This window comes from Chryseobacterium sp. SC28 (assembly GCF_003932955.1).
In the GTDB taxonomy this organism is placed as follows: Bacteria; Bacteroidota; Bacteroidia; order Flavobacteriales; family Weeksellaceae; genus Epilithonimonas.
The window spans coordinates 41,277-60,811 of sequence record NZ_QOVY01000007.1 but is presented as its reverse complement, the minus strand read 5'-3'; the positions used below and the strand labels follow the sequence as shown (position 1 = coordinate 60,811).

Here is a 19,535-nt window from a genome sequence, read left to right as displayed (position 1 = left end):
TCAAGCAAAACACTTCGAAATTTTATGTAAATTTGAATTAAAATTAAAAACAATGAATTTAGATGCACGCAAAATATCCATCGTTCAAGAATTTCTTCAGATAGATAACGAAAAATTGATCAGTGCAATTGAAAATTTTCTTTATAAAAATAAGGCTGAGTTTTTTGAGCAAAATCTTATATTATATAAATCTTGAAGCGAAGAGAATTGTAATTGCCAATGTCTTTGATACCGTCAAAACCCCGAAAAATTAAACGATCCATTTTGAAAGATTGAAAACTCGGAACTAGATATTCTACTTCTTATCTTACATCAATGTTTAAAAATTTGTTTTGCCATAAATTTACATTGTTAACCAACAAAAATAATCAGAAATTATGGCAACTAAATGGCAATTGGATCCAACGCACAGCGAGATCACTTTCAAAGTAAAACACCTGATGATCTCCAATATAAAAGGAGAATTCACGAAGTTCAACGCAGAAGTCGAGTCAGAAGATGACACCTTTACCAACGCAAAAGTGTCGGGCTACGTCGAAACAGATTCGGTCTTTACCAATAATGCCGACCGAGATACCCATCTGAAAGGTTCGGACTTCTTCAACGCAGAAGCCAATCCCAAAATCACTTGGGAATCCACAAGTTTCAACGGCGATGTTACAGGGAATCTCACCTTGAACGGCATCACCAAACCGATAACTTTAGAGGTCGATTTCGGTGGAATCAATACCGATCCTTGGGGCAACACCAAAGCAGGCTTCTCTTTCGAAGGGAAAATCAAACGATCAGACTTCGGTCTCACTTGGAACGCCACTTTGGAAACCGGCGGCGTGATGGTAAGCGAAGAAGTGAAAATCGCAGGAGAACTGCAGTTCGTAAAACAGTAAAAAAATAGTATTTTTTATAGTTTGAGTTTTTTGAAAGTGTGAACACAGGCCACTCTGTTCACGCTTTTTTGATTTGGGCAAAATGATAAAACTATTTTGACATTAGACTTAATACATTTTTACAATGAACCTCAACGATCTTTCCAAAATATCAGATCATTTCGAAACCACCGAAAAAATGCCCGTTCTCTTTCTGGGACACGGCTCCCCGATGAATGCCATCGAAGAAAATATTTTCGTGCAGGGATTCCGAAATATCGGCAAAGAAATCCCAAAACCCAATGCAATCATCTGTATTTCTGCGCATTGGTTTACGAATGGCACTTTCGTGACGGCAATGGAACTGCCAAAAACCATTCACGATTTTTCGGGATTTCCCAAAGCGCTTTTTGATGTGCAGTATCCGGCAAAAGGCAGTCCGGAATTGGCCAGGGAAACGGTGGATTTGCTGGCGCCTTTCGCAGAAGAGGATCACAGTTGGGGATTGGATCACGGCGCGTGGTCGGTTCTGCGCCATCTCTATCCTCAGGCGGATATCCCTGTCATTCAGCTAAGTATCGATTATACCAAGCCGCCCGAATATCATTTTGAATTGGCGAAAAGACTCGCGAAACTCCGTGAAAAAGGAATTCTGATCATTGGCAGTGGAAATATGGTTCACAATCTGAGATTGGTCGATTGGCGGAATATCGATACCATCGGTGCCGGCTGGGACTGGGCGGTAGAAGCGAGCGAAAAAATCAATAACTGGCTGTTGAATGGCGATTTCCAGAAACTTTTAAATTATCAAAAGCAAGGAAGCTTTATGCAATATGCGGTTCCAACGCCCGATCATTATCTGCCGATGATCTACAGCCTTGGATTGAAAGATAAGACGGAAGAACTGTCGCTATTCAACGATGCACTCATTGGCGGTTCCTTGAGTATGACCTCGATAAAAATTGGGTAGAAGTTTCGAGTTTTTTAGTTTAATTTATCAATATCTTAATTGACTAAAAGTTTCCTTCCTCTCACCAACTCAGCAATTTTCAAAATATCTTCCCCAATCAATCTGTCATTCTCCAATTTCGGAACCACGGAACGAATAATGGCGTAATTTTTCTCAACAATGTCAGAACAAACGGCAGGTCGCCTGAACTCCAAACCTTGTGCTGCAAACATCAATTCGATTGCCAAAATATTTTCAAGATTTCCCAAGATCTGATTAAATTTCCGCCCGGAAATACTTCCCATAGAAACGTGATCTTCCTGACCTAAACTTGTTGGAATAGAATCTGCAGATGCCGGGAAACAGAGTGTTTTGTTCTCGCTCACCAGCGCTGCACCGGTATATTGCGGGATCATCATTCCGGAATTGAGCCCGGAGCTTTCTGTTAACAACTTAGGTAAGCCAAATTTCCCCTCCAGCAGGAGATAACTTCTTCTGTCCGAGATATTTCCCAATTCTGCCGCAGCCAGTGCGCAATAATCCAACGGCAAAGCCAACAGTTGTCCGTGGAAATTGCCTCCGGAAATAGATTCTTCCGCGCTGAGAATAATGGGATTGTCGGTCACCGAGTTCAGTTCTGTGTTTGTCAGTTGTTTCAGATGTTCAAAAGCATTTCTGCTGGCGCCGTGGACCTGCGGCACGCATCGTATAGAATAGGGATCTTGCACGCGGTCGCAAAATTCGTGCGATTTCAAATTATCCGAATCCTTCAACAAATGACGCATTCTTTCTGCCACTTTTCTGCTTCCATCAAAAGGACGAATATCGTGTAACTCTTTCTTGAACGGACTTGCAGATCCGCGGTAAGCTTCCAAACTCATTGCTGCCGCAATATCTGCCAGATCCAAAAGATATTCAAACTTGCTCAAACCCGTAATGGCGTGAGCAAGGATAAACTGCGTTCCGTTGATCAAGCCTAATCCTTCTTTGGGACCGAGCTTTAAAGGTTTCATCTGATGTTTTTTCAGAACTTTTGCAGCCTCAATCACTTTGTCATTTTCCCAAACCAGACCTAATCCCAAAAGCGGTAAAACCAAATGTGCCAAAGGCGCCAAATCTCCAGATGCACCAACAGAACCTTGCTCCGGAACTACAGGAATGATGTCTTTTTCCAACATCAAAATCAAACGCTCTATCACTTCCAATGAAACGCCCGAAAATCCTTTCGACAAAGCGTGGATCTTGGCGATGATCATTATTTTGGAAATATTTTTATCGACAGGTTTTCCAACGCCAACGGCGTGAGAAATAATCAAATTATGCTGAAGCTGAGCCGTTTCCGGCTCCGATATTTTGGTATCGCAAAGCGACCCAAATCCTGTGTTGATGCCGTAAACGGTTCTGTCGGAGGCTACAATTTTCTGAACATTCTGGTAAGAATTGATGATTTGTTCTCTTGATTTTTTATTGAGCTTCGCTTTGGACGGCTCTTTAGCGATGTCCAAAACATCCTGATATTCAAGTGTATCGATTCCGTAAATCATTACTAAAAAATTTTGCTTAAAAATACACTTTTTGCGAGGAATATAAAGATGGATTTGCTACAAATCGTCTCCAACCATCGTCGATTGAATCCTGTTTTTTTACCTCAAATGTTTCATCAGAATGGCTTCCATTTTTTCGTAACCCAATTTGTTCGGATGGATTCCGTCTTCTGCAGTTTCTTTCGGTAAACCGTTTTTTTCGTCTTTCAATGGCGTATGATAATCCACATAGGTCAGCTTATTTTTTTTGGCATAATCTTCTATCATTTTGTTGAGGGCTATCACTTTATCTGCAGGGTTCATTCCGCTTTTCCACGGAAAATCATAAGCCGGAAGCACCGAGCACAGCACCACTTTGATTTTGTTGACTTTTGCCAATTCTGCCATCGAAATGATATTTCCCATAACTTTATATAGAGAAATCGGACCCTGGTTTTCCGCAATATCATTGGTTCCGGCAAGAATGATGACGCGTTTTGGTTTTAATAAAATTACATCTTCGCGAAAGCGCAACAACATTTGAGAAGAAACTTGTCCGCTGATGCCCCGCCCCACAAAATTATTTTGAATGAAAAATTCCGGATCTGTGGCAAACCAACCTTCCGTGATGGAATCGCCCATCAAAACGGCTTCGGACGTCGTTTGGCTGGATTTCAGTTCCTGATTTTGTTTTTCGTATTTGGCAAAGTTCGCAAAGTCTTGCGTGTAAAACATCGTGGAGAATAATCCGAGGATAAAAGTTAGAATTTTCATTGTTTCGATTTATAACCAAATATAGGAAATATTGAGCGTCAACTTTCCTTTTTTGAAGTTAAAATTAATAATTTTACAAAATGGAAAAACCTTCGAAAGATCCTTTACACGGCAAAAGACTCGACACTATTTTGGAAGAATTGCTCGATTATTATGATGGTTTCGAAGAATTAGGCAAACAGATTAACATCCGATGTTTCAACGAAAAACCAAGCATCAATTCATCTTTGAAATTTCTACGGAAAACCGATTGGGCGAGAGCAAAAGTGGAAAGTTTGTATCTGTATGTTTTGAGACAGAAGAAGAAAAATAATTGATGCAGCGCTGACGATCTCAGCCGAACAACGCTTGCTTTTCAAAGTTTCAACCTCCAATCATTCTCTATAATTCTCTAATAATCAATTACTTCCAAACGCTCTTTTCAGCAGGCTTTCCACTTTCGGCTCGCTTCCTCGGAAGTTTTTGTACAGCGTCATCGGGTCTTTGGTTCCGCCGGAAGATAATAAAACTTTATATTTAGCTGCAATTTCCGGATTGAAAATTCCGTTTTCCTTGAAATATTGAAACGCATCGGCATCCAAAACTTCTGCCCATTTGTAGGAATAATATCCAGCCGAATATCCGCCTTGGAAAATGTGCGAAAAACTCGGACTGACGGCAGTTTCCGGATTGGAAGGATACAGATTGGTTGCTTTGGTTTCTTCGGCTTCAAAGGTTTTAATGTCCGAAACTTTATCAGATTTTGTGTGATAAGCCATATCCAAAAGCCCGAAACCGAGTTGTCTCATCGTCTGATAGCCTTCCATAAAAGATTTGCTTTGGGCGATTTTTTCGATTTTTTCATCGGGCAAGATTTCTCCGGTTTGATAATGTTTGGCGAAAGTTTTCAGGAATTCCGGTTCGTAGCAGAAATTTTCCAAAAACTGTGAAGGCAATTCTACAAAGTCCCATTTGACCGATGTTCCCGAAAGATTGGGATAGGTGGTATCTGCCAAAACGCCGTGAAGTGCGTGTCCGAATTCGTGGAACAAAGTTGTCACTTCTTGGAAAGTCAGCAAGCTTGGCGTCTCTTTCGTAGGTTTGGTGAAGTTGCAAACCACGGAAATATGCGGACGGGAATTTTCGCCGTCTTTTTTGTATTGATTTTTATAGCTCGTCATCCAAGCGCCGGCACGTTTGCCTTTTCTCGGGTGATAATCGACGTAGAGCAGGGCTTTGAAGTGGGTTGAGGCGTCGAGCTTGTTTCCAACTTCCGTTATCTCAAAGGTTTTCACGTCTTCGTGATATTTCTGAATATCATTGATTTCCTTGAACTCTAAACCAAATAATTTTCCGGCCAATCCAAAAACCGCTTCCTGAACTTTTTCCAATTGGAAATAAGGTTTCAGCTCTTCATCATCGATATCGAATTTTTGTTTTCTTAATTTTTCTGCGTAAAATGCGTGGTCGAAACTTTGGATTTCCTCGATTCCGTCGGCTTTTGCCAGAGTTTTCAGTTCTTCGATTTCTTTTTCGGCGTAGGGTTTTGCTTTTTCCAAAAGTTCGTTGAGGAAGGCAAAAACTTTTTCCGGAGATTGTGCCATTCTTTCTTCAAGAACAAAATTTGCATAATTTTTATAACCCAACAGTTCCGCTTTTTCCTGACGAAGTTTTACGATTTCTTTGATGAGATTTTGATTGTCAAATTCGCTACCATCAAAGGATTTTTTTCCGTTCGCGAGAGCCAGTTCTTTTCTGAGCTCACGATTTTCGGCATAAGTCATCGCAGGAAGATAGCTCGGATATTGCAAAGTAATCACATATCCTTCCAAGCCTTTTTCCTTCGCGTCTTCTTCATATTGCTGAAGAACAGCTTCGGGAATGCCTTTTAGTTCTTCTTTGTTTGTAATATGTTTGAAATAAGAATTGGTTGAAGCCAACACATTTTGCCCGAATTGAAGCGACTTGATGGAGAGATCCATATTGATTTTCTCCAATTTCTTTTTGTCTTCTTCACTTAATAAAGCGCCGCTTCTTACAAAACCTTTGTAGGTTTCGTTGAGCAACATTTCTTGTTCATCGTTCAGTTCCAGCTTGTCTTTTTCGTCATAAACGGCTTTTATTCTTCCGAATAATTTTTCGTTTTGAGAAATTTTGGAAGAGAATTCCGTCAAAAGTGGGGAAACATCCTGCGCAATTTTCTGAATTTCATCGTTGGTTTCTGCAGAATTAAGATTGAAGAAAATGCTGGAGACTCTGTCCAACTGTTCGCCGGAAAATGCCATTGCCTCGATGGTGTTTTCGAAAGTAGGCGGTTCCGGATTGTTGGCAATTTCCTCTATTTCATTTTCGGATATTTTGATTAATTCCTGAAAAGCAGGCAGATAATGTTCTTCTTTGATGTCGGCAAAAGGCGCTGAGGTGTATTTTGTATTGAATTTTTGCAATAATGGATTCATAATATAGTTGATGGTTGTCGGTAAATTTTTAATCCTTTTGAAGTCACAAATTTAGTACCTAAAGTTGAAAGTGTGACAAAATTGCGCCCCGGCTTGCACGGAATTAATATTGTTGTAGAAAAACTTTTTGTATTTAAATAATTTTTAGATTTGTTTTAAACTTAAACTATAAATCTTATGAAAAAATTTTTGAAAATTTTAGGTGCTATTTTGGCCGTAATCGTGATCTATTGTGCAGTGATGATGTTGGTAGTTGACAGCAAAGTTCATAACGAGCAATCCATCCTTATCAATGCGCCAAAGGAAAAAGTATGGCAGAATGTGAATTCTATGAGGGCATTCAACACTTGGAATCCTTGGATGAAATTCGACCCGAATATTGTAGTGACTTACAAAGGAACTCCCGGGGAAGTGGGCGACGGCTACCACTGGAAGGGAAATGCCGATGCAGGAGAAGGCGAGGAAGAAATTACCGCGCTTGTCCCCAATGACAGCGTGTCTACGAAAATGCATTTCATCCGGCCAATGGATGATACGGCCACTTCGAACTTGCGCCTGACCACTGAGGGCTCTGCAACAAAGGCGACTTGGAGCATCGATTATGACATCCAACCTTACTTCAAGCCAATGATGCCGCTAATGAATTCGCAGATGAACAAGTCCTTCTCGCAAGGTCTCGGAAAATTGAAAGAATTATCTGAAAAATAAAAAATCGCCCCGAAAAAATTGGGGCGATTTCCTTTAAAGAAAAAAATTAGTTGTTTTATTTGATAATCAATTTAGAAACGGCCAAGCCTTCGTCTGACTTCAGCTGAACTATATAAACGCCTGAGATTAGACCGTTTACAGAAAACGTTTCGTCTCCGTTTGCCTCTTTTAATCCGTAATATTTAACCAATTTTCCGTTGAGATCGAACACGTTGATCTGTCCGTTTTTCGCGTTTTTGTATCTGATTTTTAAGAGCCCGTCTGTTGCAGGATTCTGAACGATTTGCAAAGAGGTTTTGTTAGTGGTAATGTTGGTTTCATCGGTAGCCAAAGCCACTTGATTACCAAAAATCCTGAACTCCCCAGGCTGCAAAAGTACTGTGGTGGAGGGACTGGCCGCCATTGAGGAATTATTCATCAAGTTGTACCAAGTTCCGGAATATGGGAAATTAGGCGTCACGGTTTGCGCTGTTGTAGTAAAGTTGGCAACTATCACGACATTTTTCAGTGCGTTGGCCGGTAGCGCGTCTTTCCAGATGTAGATTCTCGGCAAAAGATTTCCGGATTCTACTGTGAAAGTGGTGGTGTCGAAAACAGAACTTGATAATTTGATAGCCAAGATTTTAGCCCAAGTATCATAAATGGCTTTTCTGGAGGCGTCGGCATCATAACCCAACGTGAAAGCTACCGGTTTGGGCGAGGTTCTGCAGTCGTTGCTGATTGTCCCATTTTCGCAGCGGTTGATGCTGAAGTCGTAGCCCACTTCTCCAAACTGCCAGATCATTTTCGGACCGGGCACAGTGAGGAAGACGGCGCCGTAAGCTTTTTGTCTTTCGAGCGCAGTTGCAAGTGTTTTTACACTACCATTTCCATAGGTCAAGTTTTTGTACATCAACCTTTCTTCATCGTGGCTTTCGCCGTAGGATATATTTCTTCTTTCGCTGAAACCGTGGTTTTCAAAATCAACCCTGTTGAAGTTGCTGCTAGATTCGTAACCCATCGTATTTTGACCATAAGGCCCCGTGAGATTATCCCACATTATCACGCCTTTGCCTTCGCTGATTCTGTAATTCGCCCACTGCTGCTCTTCTCCGTCTGAACCCAAATGTTCGAAAATGACGTAGGAAGTGGGATCATACGACCATTGATAATCGGAATAAAGTTTTAGAACATCTACCCGGTCTTGCTGATAAGCATTGGTACAAGCATCGTCTGAGGCTGTACAATTTTGAGTAAATCCTTTGGTAAGATCCCAACGAAATCCGTCCACTTTATATTCTGTAATCCATTGTTCCAGCACTCTGTTGACGTAATATCTTGTTTCATCTTTTGAGTGGTTGAAATCATAAAATACGTTGTAAGCATGTTTTGGCAATTGGTTGAAGTATGGGTTGTTAGATGCAACGTCGCCATAACCTCCAGTGGAACTCGTGGACCATAATCTTTCAAGCGGAGATCTTCCTGTTGCGTGATTAAGTACAACATCCAAAATTACTGCAATACCATTTTGGTGACACTTGTCAATAAATTCCTTGAATTTTTCAGGTGTTCCGTATGCTTTATCCAACGCAAGATGGAATCCCGGATTATAACCCCAAGAATTATTTCCATCAAATTCCGTCACCGGCAATAATTCGATGGCATTGACATTGAGTCCCTTGATATATGGGATTTTATCAATCATCGCCTGCCAGTTTTTCTGTTCCGTAAAATCTCTTACCAGAGCTTTATAAACAATCAGGTTTTGTTTTGCTGGTTTTTGGAAATTAGTCACAGTCCAGTTATAAGCTGGTTTTGCTGTTTGAATGACAGAAACATCATATTGCTGCCCCGCAGGATATGCTGGCAATCCAGGATATGTATTGGAAGAAATCCAAGGATCATCATCAGGAGATAAAACCAAAGTTGAATATGGATCCGCAACCTTAACACCATCACTAGTTCTATATTGGAACGTGTAAACTTGCTGAGGTGTTAAACCTGTGATTTCAATCCAGTAAAGGTTCGGGTTATTGGTGTCTCTCTTCATCAGATAGTTGGAAGATACCTGCCAGTTATTAAAGCTTCCGATGACGTGGACATAAGTTTTTAGAGGAGCATATAATGCAAGCCCAACTTTGGTAGGATCATTGGGATCGTAGTTGATTCCTTGCCTCATGTAAGAGGGCATAGCCGCCGTCTGCGTCGTAGGCGTAGGAGAGATGCTGAATTTCGAAGTTAGCACCGTACCATCGGCAACACTGGTAGCCGTCAATTCCATTTGATTATCCGTCGTGATATTATAAGCCGTGAACATCGAGGAAACATTGTTGGCTGTATAGATGGTATTGCCGTTTGCTTTGACGACAAAATTTGCAGGAAGGGTAGTACTGTAAGAGATGGGATAATTTCCGCCGGAAGAGATGAAGTTGACGGAGCCGTTTTTCGGCGTTGTGGTCACAAACTGGAACTTCCCGACTTCGGAATACATATCCTGAGACTGTCCGTTTCCCGTCTTTGTTTTGATGAGGAAACCTATTTTTCCCAATCCGGTTCTGTTGTAGAACGTTTTTGGAACAAAAGAAATCGTGTAGGTGTCATTCCCCGGGTTGTAGGTCAAGCGGTTGGCTTCGTTTGAGGCTGTCCATGTGCCGTTGGTAGGGCAATCGAGGCTGTTCTGATCGTTGGTATCGTAGGACCAAGACCAAAGATAAAGCGCGTTGTTGGAAACGCTCCAAGCGGATTCATTAATGCTATTGCCATTAAAAGTAATGGTAATAGATTCATCTTCGTTGAATGTGGCAGGACTGATAGAATGCGTAACCGTCTGCACCTGCCCGAAACTAAGAACCGCAATAAAACATGCGATCAGATTGTAAAATATTTTCATGGGTCTATATATAAGGCTTCAAATATATCAATTTTTCGGCATTCGGAATTAATTTTAATATCAGCCTATTTATTTTTTATAATAAATTGGTTATCAATTATTTATTTGTTTATTTTTCGTTTCGGACTTCCCAAAAGTGCGGATTAAGATTAACCAAATATTAAGCTGAAGTGGGCTTAATTTTACCTTTATTATAGGCCGAAAAGTATTTATTTTGAAAAAATGACAGCGCGTTTATTTTATTCTTCACATTATTTTCTATAATTTTACAATCATATAAAAACTTCAACGATATCGTGAGCTTTAATGAAAAATAATTCTATATTTAAAAAGTAATTTTTCAGCCAAATTGCTGGTGGGAATATCATTTTTTCCGATCGTTATCAAAAATTCAAATTCAAATAAACTTATGAAAAGTGCTTCAGACTCTGCTTATCATTTGGACGGCGTTGACAAAGAAATTGTTTATATGCTGATGGATAATGCCAAAACTTCTCTTGCCTACATTTCCAAGCACGTGGGGATTTCCACAACTGCAGTTCATCAAAGAATCAAAAAATTAGAACTGGCGGGCGTCATAGAGAATTCCATTTCGTTTCTCAATCCCAGAAAAATCGGTTACAAAGTGGTTTCGTACATTGGCGTCTTTCTAGATCAGCCCAGTCATTATCAAGATGCCATCAAGAATCTAAACTTAGTCAATGAAGTGGTGGAAGCGCATTATACGACGGGAAATTACACGATATTCCTGAAAGTACTTTGCAAAGACAATGACCACTTGATGGAAATTCTAAACAAAATCCAAAAATTGAAAGGCGTCACCAGAACTGAAACCATTCTCTCTTTGGAGCAAAGTATCAACAGACAGCTGAAAGTTTAAAAAAATGTGATTGTCAAATACAAGGATGCAAAATGATGTGTATCCTTTTTTTATTTTTGCAAATTACAGCCTTTCATTCTCAAAAAAAAAGAAATCAGTGTTATGGAAATCAATCAATATTTAGACTCAACCTATCTAAAAACTCCGTCCCAATCCGGATTAACGGAGGAGCAAACATTCGAAAAAATAAGAGAGCTGACGGACGAAGCAATAAAGTATCATTTTAAAGAAGTGATGATTCGTCCCAATTATGTAAAACTGATCAAAGACTATTTGAGAAGCAAAAACTCAGACGTCTTGGTAGGCACGGTGATTGGCTTCCACGAAGGCACTTATTCTTTGGAGGAAAAACTGGCGGAAGCCAACCAAGCAATTTTAGATGGTGCAGACGAGTTGGATTACGTTGTCAATTATGAAGCCTACAAATCCGGTCATCTCGATCTGGTGGAAAAAGAATTTGTGGAAGGCACAAAACTTGGGCTCGATTTCGGCAAAACAGTCAAATGGATTATCGAGATCGCAGCACTTTCTGACGATCAAATTGCCGATTTGACGGCTCATCTTTGGAAATGGGCGCAGGAAAATTTTGAAGAAAAAGATTTTTCCAAAATCTTTGTAAAATCTTCCACCGGATTTTATGAAACAGAAGGCGGAAAACCCAACGGAGCGACTTTCGAAGGTGTCAAAATTATGCTCGAAAACGCAGGCAAGCTTCCCGTAAAAGCAGCTGGCGGCGTGAAAACACCAGCCGATGCCCAGAAGATGATTGCGATGGGCGTTCAAAGAATTGGCACGTCCTCTGCAAAAGCATTACTCGGAAAAGGGGAATCTGAGTCTGGATATTAGTAATATAATTTACGAACCCTGCAGGTTCCCTTTACTCTGCTACCCAAACACTCACGTTCCCTGCAGGACAAGGAAAATCTGCCCAGCCGTTTTCATCGATGGTGATTTTGTCTTGCAAATGCCCTGTAAAATCGTAAAAAGTCTGTCCGGCATACTGTTTTCCCATTTCCATCGGCTTGTGATACGCATCTTTGTTACTTAAGACCACGGCGCAGCCGGAATGGTGATCATCGCCTTCCCGCACCCAGCCGAGGCAATGGGCATCTTCAAAATAGTCTTTTTGATTGCCATGCGCAAAGTCCCTTCTCGCTTTGATAAGTTCTTCGATGGCGTCCACTTTGTCCAGAAAGATCTCATACTCATTGCCATCTTTGCCTGTATCTTTGTAGCTGACACCGTAAAGATCCGGATAAAAAACGCACGGATAACCGTCTTTTCTCAATAAAATCAGCGCATAAGCTAAGGGTTTGAACCACGTTTCCACGGGCGCTTCCAAGGCCTGTAGCGGTTGGGTGTCGTGATTGTCTACCACGGTGACGCTTTTGTCGGGATGCGATGCCACCAAGGTATCGTTGAAGATTTGTCTGAGGTCATAATCCGGCGTCGTGCTGGCCACGTGCAGATTGTCTTGAAGGGAAGAATCGAAAAGGCTCATACAGCCTTCGGTAGAATCTATATACGCTTCCAAGAGCGGCAAGAATCCAGGAGCCCAATATTCGCCGACGGCAAAGATGTTTTTACCGGTGTTGGATCGCAGATTATTCAGCCATTCTTTGTAGAAATCCGGCGAAATATGTTTCACTGCATCCAGCCGCACGCCATCGAAGTCGGTCTGTTTGTGGTACCATTCTGCCCAGTAATTGAGTTCCTTGCGCACGAAGGGATTCCGGTGTTCGATGTCGTTGTACATCAAATAGTCATAATTTCCTTTTTCGTTGTCAATTATCGTGTCCCAGCCATCTGCAAAATCATTGAAAATTCTGTAGATGCCGGGCTCCATTCCTTCCGCATAATCTACAGCAGTAAAGCAGGTGAAATCCCATTTGAAGTTGGAGTACGTATCACCGCGCCCCGGAAATGTAAATTTGGTATAGGATTGAATATCAAAAGGTTCCGAGATTACTTTTTCGCGGTTATTTTCATCCACTTTTATTACTTTGAATGTTTCCAACTCGTCGCCACCGGCTTTATGGTTGAGAACCACATCCACAATTACCTGTATGTTTTTCTCTTTCAGAGCTTTGACCGCGGCAAGATATTCGTCTTTGGAGCCATATTTTGTACGCACGTTTCCTTTCTGATCAAATTCTCCCAAATCAAACAAATCATAAGGATCGTAACCGACGGAATATCCGCCACTGCTGCCTTTGTATGCGGGTGGAAGCCAGACGGCGGTGATGCCCAAGTCGGCCAAATATTGTGATTGGTCTTTTGTATGATTCCAAAGGAATGAGTCGTCACCGGTGTACCAATGGAAAAATTGTATCATTGTTCCGTTCATAAAGAAATGTAGATTTTTTCAGTTTTATTTTGATTTTGATTTTTGGTCTATGAAAATATCAAGCCAAGGAAAAATTAAAAATTAGTTCAGATTTTAAAACTTTAATTATCAATAATTTAGTCATAAAAATCTAAAAAATTTTCTTATTTGCTAAGCCTATCAATGGTTTTTTGAATATCTGGATCGTCTGGGGCAACGGCATAATATTTTGCAATAGCCGAGTGCTGATCTACCACCATATATCTGGGAATCCAATTGAGATCGATATAATTATTGAAGTCGTTCTTCCATCCGGATAAGAACCAATAGTTTTCCTTATCTGCCATTTGATATTTTTCTAAGCTTTTGAGGAAACCTTCTTTCGACCGTTCCAGAGAAAGGAATACAAAATCGACGTTTGGATTTTCAGCTTCCAATTTCTTAGCTTTCGGGAAAGCTTCGAGGCAATCTTTGCACCAGCCCGCCCAGAAGTCTAAAACTAAAATTTTACCTTGGTGTCGGTTTAATATTTCTCCCATCGTAATTTCTTGTCCATTCTGGTCTTGGAGCTTTTCCGCCAAGGCTTCTTTGGAAAATTTGGTTTTCAAGATTTTCGGGACTTCTTGCGAAAATCCTAACTGACAGATTATGAGCATCGTATAAATCAGTATTTTCTTCATAACATTATTTTATGGTTCTCTGTTTTTTGGGTTTACCAAAGATACTTATAGTTTCGTTTTGCTGTCGAATACAAGCGTTACAGGGCCGTCATTAGTCAACGAGACCTTCATATCGGCGCCGAAGATTCCACTTTCGGTTTTAAGTCCGGATTTTTTCATTTCATCTTTGAAATATTCGAATAAAGAGAGCGCCTTATCCGGTTTTGCCGCTTTGCTGTACGAGGGCCGGTTTCCTTTTTTGTAATCCGAGATCAAGGTAAACTGGCTGATGCAAAGGATTTCGCCCTCGATATCTTTTACAGAAAGATTCATCTTCCCGTCGTCATCCGAGAACACTCTTACATCCGCAATTTTTTTGACGAGCCAGTCTGCATCCGATTTTTCGTCTGCCTCATCGACACCGATGAGAAGCATCAATCCTTTTTCAATTTTTCCGACGATGGCGTTGTCAACTAGCACGTGGGCTTCCGATACCCGCTGGAGCACGATTTTCATTGATAAATAAAAGCTATTTTAATTTTGGTCTCCACATTAATTATATATGGACAAAATATTACTGTTCGGATCAAAACTGTAGGCGTAGGTTTTAGGAGGCACGCTTGCCACGGCCGTGGGTTGCCCTGTGATGAGTATCCATTCGGCTTTATCCTTTGGGCAATAAACCGCCGTACCGTTCTTGACCTCCAAAGTGGTGTCTGCGTCGGGGCAAAGGTGGGGTGCATTTCTGTCATAAACTTTGAAACCGCTGGTAATGCGTACCACGATCAACCCGCGGGTGCCGGAACCGACTTCGTTGACATAGACCCACGAGCCAACGGTCTGCAAACTGTAATAAGACGGCAAATTTAGATTGAGCTGAACAGAAATCACAGAATCGGGGAAACAACTCACGGTGTCGTTCCTTTCGCTACAAGAACTATTCAAAGTTAATAAACTGAAAGTCAGTAGTAAGGTAAAAAAAAATGTGATTTTTTTTAGTTTCATTTCAAAATAAATTATATATTTGTAAACTCAATTCGAGACAAAATAGTATCCGACAAAGGTCGGATTATTTTTTTATACCAACGATAAAATTTTATTGTGATGAACTACGTAACCAAAGAAGGTCTGGACAAAATGAAGTCCGAACTGGAACAATTAGAAACCATCGAAAGACCAAAAATAACACAACAAATTGCAGAGGCCAGAGATAAAGGCGACCTGTCCGAAAATGCAGAATACGATGCTGCCAAAGAAGCGCAGGGAATGCTGGAGATGAGGATTTCCAAATTGAAAGACATCATTTCGACCTCCAAAATCATAGACGTGAGCCAGCTGGATCTCAGCAAAGTTTCTATCCTTACCACGGTAAGGCTGAAGAATAATGTGACAAAAGGGGAACAAAAATTCACGCTGGTTCCCGATAATGAAAGCGATATCAAATCGGGCAAAATCTCTGTGAATACACCTATCGCAAAAGGACTCTTGGGAAAAAGTATTGGTGAAACGGCCGATATCGTCTTGCCCAACGGCAACAAACTTTCGTTTGAGGTTTTAGAAATTTCATTGTAATTATGATTTGAACGGTTTAAAAAAGTTGCGAAAAAATTCGAAAAATCAATATCATTATGAGCAGCATTTTTTCAAAGATTATCAGCGGAGAGATCGCCAGTTATAAAATTGCAGAAGATGCCAAGCATCTTGCTTTTCTAGACGCGATGCCTCTCGTAAAAGGTCATACCTTGGTGGTTCCTAAAAAAGAAGTAGATCTTATTTTTGATTTGGATACCGAGGATTACAAAGATCTCTGGGCTTTTGCGCAAAGTGTTGCCAAGCAGATCCAAAAAGCCGTTCCGTGCAAAAGAGTGGGGATTGCCGTGGTGGGGCTGGAGGTTCCGCATGCGCATATTCATCTCGTGCCGCTCAACGAAATTTCGGATCTTAACTTCAGCAATGTCAGACTCAAGCTAAGCCCCGAAGAATACAAAGAAATACAACAATCCATTATCAATGCATAAAAGAAGTTTCAGGCTTCTTTTTTTTAATTAGTAGAATTCAAAATAGTTATGAATCCAAATCAATGTTCATTCTGTGGCAGAAAAAAGAGTGAAGTTCAGATACTGATATCCGGTCAAAATGGTTTTATATGCGAAAACTGCATCGAGCAGGCTCATTTGATTGTGAAAGAAAATGTGGCGGTCGGTGCATCAAAATCCTCCTCGGCCTCTCTGGCGGAATTAAAAAAACCCCGGGAAATCAAAGCCTTTTTGGACGAATATGTCATCGGACAAGATCAGGCAAAAAAACAGCTGTCTATCGCCGTGTACAATCATTATAAAAGAATATTGCATGCGCAAGACGAAAATCGGGAGGTGGAAATAGAAAAATCCAATATCCTGATGATTGGCGAAACCGGGACAGGGAAGACACTTCTGGCGAAAACCATTGCGAAGCAACTGAATGTTCCTTTTTGCATCGTAGATGCGACTATTCTTACAGAAGCCGGATATGTGGGCGAGGATGTCGAAAGTATCCTTTCTCGTTTGCTGATGGTGGCAGATTATGATGTGGACAAAGCAGAAAAAGGCATTGTCTTTATCGATGAGATTGATAAAATCGCAAGAAAATCCGACAATCCGAGCATCACGCGCGATGTTTCGGGAGAAGGCGTCCAGCAGGGTCTTTTGAAACTCCTGGAAGGCAGCATCGTAAATGTGCCGCCGCAAGGTGGCCGCAAGCATCCGGATCAGAAGTATATCCAAGTCAATACGCAGAATATCCTATTCATCGCGGGAGGCGCGTTCGACGGTATTAAGGAAATTATCGAAAGAAGACTTAATAAGCAGGCCATCGGTTTCTCAAAAGATAAATTGAATAAAACCGAAGATGAAGATTATATCCTAAGCCAAGTCAATGCGGTAGATCTGAAAACCTTTGGCTTGATTCCCGAACTGTTGGGTCGATTTCCGATTATTACTTATCTCGACAGACTCACCAAAGAGGTACTTGTCCGCATTATGAAGGAACCGAAAAATTCTATTATCAATCAGTTTACAGAACTTTTTAAAATGGACAATGTGAAACTGGAATTTTCTGAAAAGGCCATCGACGAAATAGTGGAAGAAACGATGAATAAAGGACTTGGCGCGAGAGGCCTGAGAGGAACTACCGAGAAAGTGCTGGAGGATTATATGTTCGATATCGATGGTAAAAAAGAGGTGAAGATCGATTCGATATCGCAGTCGGGATAAAATCTTCTTTTATAGTTATTTAAGTAAGCAAAAAATTACTATATTTGCCAGATAAAACACAAATATTGTAGCAATGATTAAAAAATTATTTATTTTAGAATCGATTTTTTTCTGTGTTGTTGTCTCTTCTCAAGTCCTTACCTATGTCGGCAATTCGGCTCTGGTAACCGTCCAGTCGCAAACACTGTTTTATAACGGAGGGGGATTGCAAACTTCAGGTAATGCTGTGGTGAATAATTCCGGTAACGTTATGATCAATGGCACTTCTTCGGATCTATTGAGTATTGCATCAACTTCCAACTTTAACATCAGATTAGCATCGATAACAGATTATGGACAATTGTATGTTTCTGGTATCACTCAAAGTAATATTACCGGAAAGGTAAACAAAGAATATACAGCCGATTACAATAACGGAACCACCGGAAGACAACAGACAGGCTTGCCTTTTTATAATTTTACGTATGCCGACCTAAAAGCTGCGTTTGGCAATGGGAATCTTAATCTTACAGATGGATCCAACACTACTTCAGGAAGATTCAATCCGAGTTCTATCTTTAAATGGAACAATGCGAAAGCCCGTTTCGATCAGATTGTAGGAGGCCTGGATACCGACGTTATCGGGACACCTCTCACTTATTATATTATTCCCAGAAGAAGGGCAGACAATACTTATTTCTGGTCGCCGTCCACCGATAAAAAAACCTTTACGGGGATTCCGGTATCGGATGCGACCACTTCCAATGTCGTATTTAGCCTCTCCGGAGCTTATGCCGGCAGTTTTGGAACTAATGGAAATGCATCCAACTACTTTGGAGAAAAATATTACAGTTACTTGGATGATCCTTTTAGATTAAAATCACCAAATTGGGCTTCCGATTATGCGCTGAATTTATATCAACTCGCAAATCCTTTTCTCACCAATATCGATTTGAAATTTATTGCAACCAATGAAACCGGGAATCCGAGCGATGGCAACTTCATCTCCAATCTTGTAGGAATTGCCTATTACGGATCTAACCAGATTGCCAATACTTTTAGTGGCACTACTTATGGAAGCGCTATAATAGCAACTGTTTCAGGAGGTGCTTTCCAAAGTGGAGATATTTCGGCTAACATGTTGGTTATCAAGCCAATGGGAGAGTTTATGGTAAAATTGAGTGACAATACGGCTCAAACGCTGGATCTTTCCAAAACCAGGAGGTTCAAAGGTAATTCTAGAGCAGACGGCGTAGATTATTCGGTAACTGCGGCAAAAGGCACAACCGATGATTCCGGAATTCCTGCAGACAAAATCGTAAAGCAGGTAGCGGTCGTGATGTACGATTTGGAAGGTAACGAAATCGATAGAACTTACTATGCTGTTTCGCCTTCTGCTACCACAGGATACAACCCTTCGACAACTAATCTGCAAGCGTATGCTCCAGACGATAAGAAAATCTATACCAAAGAAGAAAAGCAAGAAGGCGGCGAAGATGCCAACTATAGCGATAAACTGTATATCAACGAAGCCAACGAAATCAGTTTCAAATCAAAACTCATCCCGCTGACCATCAATTAATACAGAACAGCCCTATCAACTGAAGTTTGAGGTGTATGAAAAAGGAGAGCGGATGCCCGATGGACTGAGCAATGGGAACAGTTTCTATTTAGAAAATCAAGAAGGGCAGTATATAAAAATCGCCGATGGCGATGCAATTTCTATGAACGGATCTCAGAATCTCGGATTATATTACGAAATGCCGGAAGGAGGCACTTTGGGAACCGGCAATGCAAATATTTCTCAAACGATAATTGCGAAAAAAAATAACAACTGGGTGGTGAGATTTGCACCAGATTGGAAGCAAGCCTCTGTAGAAGTTTATTCCGTAGCGGGTCAACTCTTGAACTCCATCTCCCGAATCCCGACAACTTCAGATTTTACAATTCCTCTAAACTATCAGTCGAAAAATGTATTTGTGGTAAAAGCGGTTTCCGAGAAAGGAGAAGTTGTAATAAAAAAGATAGTTAATTAACACACAATTATGATGAAAAATATTTTATTAAAAAAAGCATGTCACTTTTTATTTTTATTAGTGGGCTTCCTAAGTTTTGCGCAGTCTGTACCACCGCCTCCCGAGAATCCGGAATCCGGTGATATCGGCGGATATCCGGCCTCTCCCATAGATTCTTACATATTGGTTTTATTTCTTGTAGCAATTTTTATCATTACTGCAATGGCGGGGAAAAGGAAAAAAATTCTTGAATAATATTTGGTTTTTATCAACCCAAAACTCACTTTTTTAGTGGGTT

Annotated in this window: 21 protein-coding genes; 13 read left to right on the top strand and 8 right to left on the bottom strand. The window is 40.8% G+C overall.

The window, feature by feature from the left end; genetic code table 11:
- The first annotated feature begins 52 nt into the window (after window positions 1–52).
- From DTW91_RS12700 to ygiD, 3 genes are all read left to right on the top strand, one after another.
- Complete coding sequence (locus tag DTW91_RS12700) at window positions 53–196, top strand: hypothetical protein (RefSeq protein WP_185144750.1); 144 nt, start codon at window positions 53–55, stop codon at window positions 194–196.
- 181 nt (window positions 197–377) lie between these two features.
- Window positions 378–887 carry a YceI family protein gene (locus DTW91_RS05925; protein WP_125202469.1) on the top strand — a complete coding sequence of 170 codons (510 nt, stop codon included), beginning with the start codon at window positions 378–380 and terminating at the stop codon, window positions 885–887.
- A gap of 124 nt (window positions 888–1,011) precedes the next feature.
- Window positions 1,012–1,836, top strand: coding sequence for a 4,5-DOPA dioxygenase extradiol (ygiD, locus tag DTW91_RS05920; RefSeq protein WP_125202468.1), 825 nt, complete (start codon window positions 1,012–1,014; stop codon window positions 1,834–1,836).
- A gap of 35 nt (window positions 1,837–1,871) precedes the next feature.
- Here the strand turns inward: ygiD and hutH are convergent, their stop codons facing one another.
- Window positions 1,872–3,359, bottom strand: coding sequence for a histidine ammonia-lyase (gene hutH, locus DTW91_RS05915; protein WP_125202467.1), 1,488 nt, complete (start codon window positions 3,357–3,359; stop codon window positions 1,872–1,874).
- A 99-nt stretch (window positions 3,360–3,458) separates the two neighbouring features.
- The gene (locus tag DTW91_RS05910; protein WP_125202466.1) at window positions 3,459–4,112 is read right to left on the bottom strand and encodes a GDSL-type esterase/lipase family protein; all 654 of its coding nucleotides are present in this window, start codon (window positions 4,110–4,112) and stop codon (window positions 3,459–3,461) included.
- A gap of 80 nt (window positions 4,113–4,192) precedes the next feature.
- Between DTW91_RS05910 and DTW91_RS05905 the strand changes: the two genes are divergently transcribed.
- Window positions 4,193–4,429, top strand: coding sequence for a VF530 family DNA-binding protein (locus tag DTW91_RS05905; RefSeq protein WP_125202465.1), 237 nt, complete (start codon window positions 4,193–4,195; stop codon window positions 4,427–4,429).
- A gap of 81 nt (window positions 4,430–4,510) precedes the next feature.
- Here DTW91_RS05905 and DTW91_RS05900 read toward each other — a convergent pair whose 3' ends face one another.
- On the bottom strand, window positions 4,511–6,550 hold the full coding sequence (locus DTW91_RS05900) for a M3 family metallopeptidase (RefSeq protein ID WP_125202464.1): 2,040 nt from the start codon (window positions 6,548–6,550) through the stop codon (window positions 4,511–4,513).
- A 177-nt stretch (window positions 6,551–6,727) separates the two neighbouring features.
- Between DTW91_RS05900 and DTW91_RS05895 the strand changes: the two genes are divergently transcribed.
- The gene (locus tag DTW91_RS05895) at window positions 6,728–7,258 is read left to right on the top strand and encodes an SRPBCC family protein (protein WP_228412667.1); all 531 of its coding nucleotides are present in this window, start codon (window positions 6,728–6,730) and stop codon (window positions 7,256–7,258) included.
- A 55-nt stretch (window positions 7,259–7,313) separates the two neighbouring features.
- On the opposite strand, the gene DTW91_RS05890 is transcribed toward DTW91_RS05895, so the two are convergent.
- On the bottom strand, window positions 7,314–10,127 hold the full coding sequence (locus DTW91_RS05890; RefSeq protein WP_125202463.1) for an alpha-amylase family glycosyl hydrolase: 2,814 nt from the start codon (window positions 10,125–10,127) through the stop codon (window positions 7,314–7,316).
- A 409-nt stretch (window positions 10,128–10,536) separates the two neighbouring features.
- Between DTW91_RS05890 and DTW91_RS05885 the strand changes: the two genes are divergently transcribed.
- Both DTW91_RS05885 and deoC read left to right on the top strand, forming a co-directional pair.
- A complete protein-coding gene (locus DTW91_RS05885; protein WP_125202462.1) occupies window positions 10,537–11,007 on the top strand; it encodes an Lrp/AsnC ligand binding domain-containing protein in 471 nt (156 codons plus the stop codon).
- 102 nt (window positions 11,008–11,109) lie between these two features.
- On the top strand, window positions 11,110–11,853 hold the full coding sequence (deoC, locus tag DTW91_RS05880) for a deoxyribose-phosphate aldolase (RefSeq protein WP_125202461.1): 744 nt from the start codon (window positions 11,110–11,112) through the stop codon (window positions 11,851–11,853).
- Window positions 11,854–11,884: 31 nt separating this feature from the next.
- Here the strand turns inward: deoC and DTW91_RS05875 are convergent, their stop codons facing one another.
- The 4 genes from DTW91_RS05875 to DTW91_RS05860 all read right to left on the bottom strand — a co-directional run bounded on the left by DTW91_RS05875 (window position 11,885) and on the right by DTW91_RS05860 (window position 14,997).
- The gene (locus DTW91_RS05875; protein ID WP_228412666.1) at window positions 11,885–13,342 is read right to left on the bottom strand and encodes an alpha-amylase; all 1,458 of its coding nucleotides are present in this window, start codon (window positions 13,340–13,342) and stop codon (window positions 11,885–11,887) included.
- A 155-nt stretch (window positions 13,343–13,497) separates the two neighbouring features.
- Entirely contained in the window at window positions 13,498–14,013 is a 516-nt protein-coding gene (locus tag DTW91_RS05870; protein WP_125202459.1) for a TlpA family protein disulfide reductase, read from the bottom strand.
- Window positions 14,014–14,058: 45 nt separating this feature from the next.
- Complete coding sequence (dtd, locus tag DTW91_RS05865; RefSeq protein ID WP_125202458.1) at window positions 14,059–14,508, bottom strand: D-aminoacyl-tRNA deacylase; 450 nt, start codon at window positions 14,506–14,508, stop codon at window positions 14,059–14,061.
- Between the two features lie 36 nt (window positions 14,509–14,544).
- The gene (locus DTW91_RS05860) at window positions 14,545–14,997 is read right to left on the bottom strand and encodes a hypothetical protein (protein ID WP_125202457.1); all 453 of its coding nucleotides are present in this window, start codon (window positions 14,995–14,997) and stop codon (window positions 14,545–14,547) included.
- A gap of 99 nt (window positions 14,998–15,096) precedes the next feature.
- Here DTW91_RS05860 and greA point away from each other — a divergent pair, with 99 nt between their 5' ends.
- The 6 genes from greA to DTW91_RS05830 all read left to right on the top strand — a co-directional run bounded on the left by greA (window position 15,097) and on the right by DTW91_RS05830 (window position 19,492).
- Entirely contained in the window at window positions 15,097–15,564 is a 468-nt protein-coding gene (greA, locus tag DTW91_RS05855) for a transcription elongation factor GreA (RefSeq protein WP_125202456.1), read from the top strand.
- Window positions 15,565–15,620: 56 nt separating this feature from the next.
- Window positions 15,621–16,010, top strand: coding sequence for an HIT family protein (locus DTW91_RS05850; protein ID WP_125202455.1), 390 nt, complete (start codon window positions 15,621–15,623; stop codon window positions 16,008–16,010).
- A gap of 48 nt (window positions 16,011–16,058) precedes the next feature.
- Window positions 16,059–17,243, top strand: coding sequence for an ATP-dependent Clp protease ATP-binding subunit ClpX (clpX, locus tag DTW91_RS05845; RefSeq protein ID WP_125202454.1), 1,185 nt, complete (start codon window positions 16,059–16,061; stop codon window positions 17,241–17,243).
- 73 nt (window positions 17,244–17,316) lie between these two features.
- Window positions 17,317–18,804 carry a hypothetical protein gene (locus DTW91_RS05840; protein ID WP_125202453.1) on the top strand — a complete coding sequence of 496 codons (1,488 nt, stop codon included), beginning with the start codon at window positions 17,317–17,319 and terminating at the stop codon, window positions 18,802–18,804.
- A 31-nt stretch (window positions 18,805–18,835) separates the two neighbouring features.
- Window positions 18,836–19,258: a hypothetical protein gene (locus DTW91_RS05835; protein WP_125202452.1), complete on the top strand. Its 423-nt coding sequence runs from the start codon at window positions 18,836–18,838 to the stop codon at window positions 19,256–19,258.
- 9 nt (window positions 19,259–19,267) lie between these two features.
- The gene (locus tag DTW91_RS05830; RefSeq protein WP_228412665.1) at window positions 19,268–19,492 is read left to right on the top strand and encodes a hypothetical protein; all 225 of its coding nucleotides are present in this window, start codon (window positions 19,268–19,270) and stop codon (window positions 19,490–19,492) included.
- Window positions 19,493–19,535 lie beyond the last annotated feature (43 nt).

Excerpts from the sequence above, each read along its gene's own strand:
- DTW91_RS12700 (WP_185144750.1), top strand. The coding sequence starts at position 53 with ATGAATTTAGATGCACGCAAAATATCCATCGTTCAAGAATTTCTTCAG.
- DTW91_RS05925 (WP_125202469.1), top strand. The coding sequence starts at position 378 with ATGGCAACTAAATGGCAATTGGATCCAACGCACAGCGAGATCACTTTC.
- ygiD (WP_125202468.1), top strand. The coding sequence starts at position 1,012 with ATGAACCTCAACGATCTTTCCAAAATATCAGATCATTTCGAAACCACC.
- hutH (WP_125202467.1), bottom strand. The coding sequence starts at position 3,359 with ATGATTTACGGAATCGATACACTTGAATATCAGGATGTTTTGGACATC.
- DTW91_RS05910 (WP_125202466.1), bottom strand. The coding sequence starts at position 4,112 with ATGAAAATTCTAACTTTTATCCTCGGATTATTCTCCACGATGTTTTAC.
- DTW91_RS05905 (WP_125202465.1), top strand. The coding sequence starts at position 4,193 with ATGGAAAAACCTTCGAAAGATCCTTTACACGGCAAAAGACTCGACACT.
- DTW91_RS05900 (WP_125202464.1), bottom strand. The coding sequence starts at position 6,550 with ATGAATCCATTATTGCAAAAATTCAATACAAAATACACCTCAGCGCCT.
- DTW91_RS05895 (WP_228412667.1), top strand. The coding sequence starts at position 6,728 with ATGAAAAAATTTTTGAAAATTTTAGGTGCTATTTTGGCCGTAATCGTG.
- DTW91_RS05890 (WP_125202463.1), bottom strand. The coding sequence starts at position 10,127 with ATGAAAATATTTTACAATCTGATCGCATGTTTTATTGCGGTTCTTAGT.
- DTW91_RS05885 (WP_125202462.1), top strand. The coding sequence starts at position 10,537 with ATGAAAAGTGCTTCAGACTCTGCTTATCATTTGGACGGCGTTGACAAA.
- deoC (WP_125202461.1), top strand. The coding sequence starts at position 11,110 with ATGGAAATCAATCAATATTTAGACTCAACCTATCTAAAAACTCCGTCC.
- DTW91_RS05875 (WP_228412666.1), bottom strand. The coding sequence starts at position 13,342 with ATGATACAATTTTTCCATTGGTACACCGGTGACGACTCATTCCTTTGG.
- DTW91_RS05870 (WP_125202459.1), bottom strand. The coding sequence starts at position 14,013 with ATGAAGAAAATACTGATTTATACGATGCTCATAATCTGTCAGTTAGGA.
- dtd (WP_125202458.1), bottom strand. The coding sequence starts at position 14,508 with ATGAAAATCGTGCTCCAGCGGGTATCGGAAGCCCACGTGCTAGTTGAC.
- DTW91_RS05860 (WP_125202457.1), bottom strand. The coding sequence starts at position 14,997 with ATGAAACTAAAAAAAATCACATTTTTTTTTACCTTACTACTGACTTTC.
- greA (WP_125202456.1), top strand. The coding sequence starts at position 15,097 with ATGAACTACGTAACCAAAGAAGGTCTGGACAAAATGAAGTCCGAACTG.
- DTW91_RS05850 (WP_125202455.1), top strand. The coding sequence starts at position 15,621 with ATGAGCAGCATTTTTTCAAAGATTATCAGCGGAGAGATCGCCAGTTAT.
- clpX (WP_125202454.1), top strand. The coding sequence starts at position 16,059 with ATGAATCCAAATCAATGTTCATTCTGTGGCAGAAAAAAGAGTGAAGTT.
- DTW91_RS05840 (WP_125202453.1), top strand. The coding sequence starts at position 17,317 with ATGATTAAAAAATTATTTATTTTAGAATCGATTTTTTTCTGTGTTGTT.
- DTW91_RS05830 (WP_228412665.1), top strand. The coding sequence starts at position 19,268 with ATGATGAAAAATATTTTATTAAAAAAAGCATGTCACTTTTTATTTTTA.